Origin of the sequence: Streptococcus sp. HMSC077D04 (assembly GCF_001808785.1) — a bacterium.
In the GTDB taxonomy this organism is placed as follows: domain Bacteria; phylum Bacillota; class Bacilli; order Lactobacillales; family Streptococcaceae; genus Streptococcus; species Streptococcus mitis_BX.
The window spans coordinates 67,434-69,669 of record NZ_KV794547.1 but is presented as its reverse complement, the minus strand read 5'-3'; the positions used below and the strand labels follow the sequence as shown (position 1 = coordinate 69,669).

Here is a 2,236-nt window from a genome sequence, read left to right as displayed (position 1 = left end):
ACTTAGTCGCAATGACACGGAATTCTTGACCATCGGAGGTAGTTATAGTGTTGGTTTCATAGCTAGCTAATTCAGAATCAGGTTTATTAACAACAAGCTTTTTATATTTTCGTCTAGCAAACTCTGAATTCACACTGTAAACCCCATTATCTCTATTTAAATTATTAAGCTGTTTATCTGTATAATTAAATGTCATTATTGCTCTCCTTCGTCGTTATCAGAATAAGTTACCCTGATTTTCGAAGTGGTTTTACCCTTGTTTTCATTCAAAAATTGTCTATCTTTTATTCTTCCTTCCCATTCCAACGAAGCATCAGTTATTTCCTCAGTGTCTAAAGAATATCCAATCCCATACTTAATTTTTCTTTCATCTTTGAACTTGATTTCTACATCACAAGACCATGACCCTGGTGGGTTTGTATAATCAGGATTCATAATCTTGATCTCTTCTATCCCGTCATAAGAATTTTTTAAAGCATTTACTAGACTGACTTCGTACTCTCTATTCCGACGCTCTTCTTGAGATTTCCCTAACATGCTAAACATAAAAACACCTCCTGCTGTGATGATTGCGAGTGACACAACGATTAGAAGCCATTTATGACTTTTTTTAATTCTGGAATTATTCATTTAAGCTGTTCTCCTTTTTATTATACTATAAGAAAGATTAGTCTATATTACACTATAATAAGAAAAAGTTTTTTCATCTATCAATCATAGTAGTACTCCCAGGATCCGTTCCTGTAGCAATCACGGCTACATTTTTATAATCTGGTTCGCCGTTGACAATAGGAGCTACCGCCAAACCATCAAAACCTGTTCCTCCGTGAGACTTAGTGGCAACAACATGGAATTCTTGATCATCGGAGGTGGTTATAGTGTTGGTTTCTTCGAAATCAGATGAAGAAGGATTCGGATTAGGAGTTTCGGTAACCAAAGGTCTATTATTTCTCTCGGCATATTCATCATTGACACTGTATACATTCTTCCCGTGATTTAATTCATTAAGTTGTTTATCAGTATAATTAAATACCACTACTGTTCTCCTGTTTCACCATTTGAATAAATCACTTTTACATTGGTTTCTGTAATTCCATGATGGCTTGTTAAATATTGATTATCATCTTTTCGAGAACTATTTTGAAAATCTCTACTTCTTATTTCGTTATTTTGTTTACTAAATGCGATTATATAACTTAGTTGTTTATTGTCTGAGAAAATTATTTTAACTTTAGCTCCCCAAGCATCTGACGGAATTGATGCATATGAAGGGTCGGTTATATGAACTTCCTCAATCCCTTCATAGGAATTCTTTAAGGCATTTACTAAACTAACTTCATATTCTCTATTTTGATGTTCTTCTTGAGATTTCACTAACATGCTAAACATAAAAACACCTCCTGCTGTGATGATTGCGAGTGACACAACGATTAATAGCCATTTATGACTTTTTTTATTGCTGGAATTGTTCATTTAAGCTTTTCTCCTTTTTATTATACTATAAGAAAGATTAGTCTATCTTACACTATAATAAGAAAAAGTTTTTTCATCTATCAATCATAGTAGGGCTCCAAGGATCTGTCCCCGCAGCAATCACAGCTATACTTTTATAATCCGGTTTGCCGTTGACCATAGGTGCGACTGCTAGTCCATCAAATCCCGTTTTAGGGTCAGACTTAGTCGCAACAACATGGAATTCTTGACCATTTGAGGTGGTTATGGCGTTGATTTCACCTTTTTTTTAACTCGTTATCTGATTTAGTAGTAACAATATTTGTTCGATTTTCTTTACGTTGTACGAACTAAGTATTAACACTATAAACATTCGGACCTTGATTCAATTTATTAAGTTGTTTATCTGTATACATGTATTTATTCATCATAGGTCCCCTTCTGAACCATTCGAATATTTAACTTTAACTTTTGACTTAGTAGAACCTGGTCTAGAATTTAGAAAATGTTGAAATTCTTCATCTTCGTTATTATATACACCGATCCTAATTTTATTCGAGTTTATATCAAAAGCTAAAACATGTTCCTTATATGTTCCATCAAAAAATTTTAGTTTCACATCAGCCCCCCAAGCCTCTGAAGGAATTGAGCTGTACGAGGGGTTCGTAATTGTTATCTCCTCAATCTCTTCATATGAATTCTTTAAAGCATTCACCAAACTAACTTCATACTCTCTATTCCGACGCTCTTCTTGGGATCTCCCTAACATAGAAAACATAAAAAC

4 protein-coding genes and 1 pseudogene are annotated in these 2,236 nt (G+C 33.9%); all 5 read right to left on the bottom strand.

Annotated features, from left to right (window positions below):
• Positions 1-196 (bottom strand): annotated as a pseudogene (locus HMPREF2701_RS11255) (hypothetical protein); the annotation flags it as partial.
• Complete coding sequence (locus HMPREF2701_RS07365; protein ID WP_061589733.1) at positions 196-630, bottom strand: hypothetical protein; 435 nt, start codon at positions 628-630, stop codon at positions 196-198. The gene HMPREF2701_RS07365 and the pseudogene HMPREF2701_RS11255, both read right to left, overlap by 1 nt.
• Positions 631-703: 73 nt before the next feature.
• Positions 704-1,036 carry a hypothetical protein gene (locus HMPREF2701_RS07360; protein ID WP_061589732.1) on the bottom strand — a complete coding sequence of 111 codons (333 nt, stop codon included), beginning with the start codon at positions 1,034-1,036 and terminating at the stop codon, positions 704-706.
• Positions 1,036-1,473, bottom strand: a complete 438-nt coding sequence (locus HMPREF2701_RS07355) for a hypothetical protein (RefSeq protein ID WP_070482612.1) — start codon at positions 1,471-1,473, stop codon at positions 1,036-1,038. The genes HMPREF2701_RS07360 and HMPREF2701_RS07355 overlap by 1 nt, the downstream gene beginning before the upstream one ends.
• Before the next feature lie 406 nt (positions 1,474-1,879).
• Positions 1,880-2,236, bottom strand: a 357-nt coding sequence (locus tag HMPREF2701_RS07345) for a hypothetical protein (protein WP_261674419.1), incomplete at its 5' end; no start/stop codon positions are given.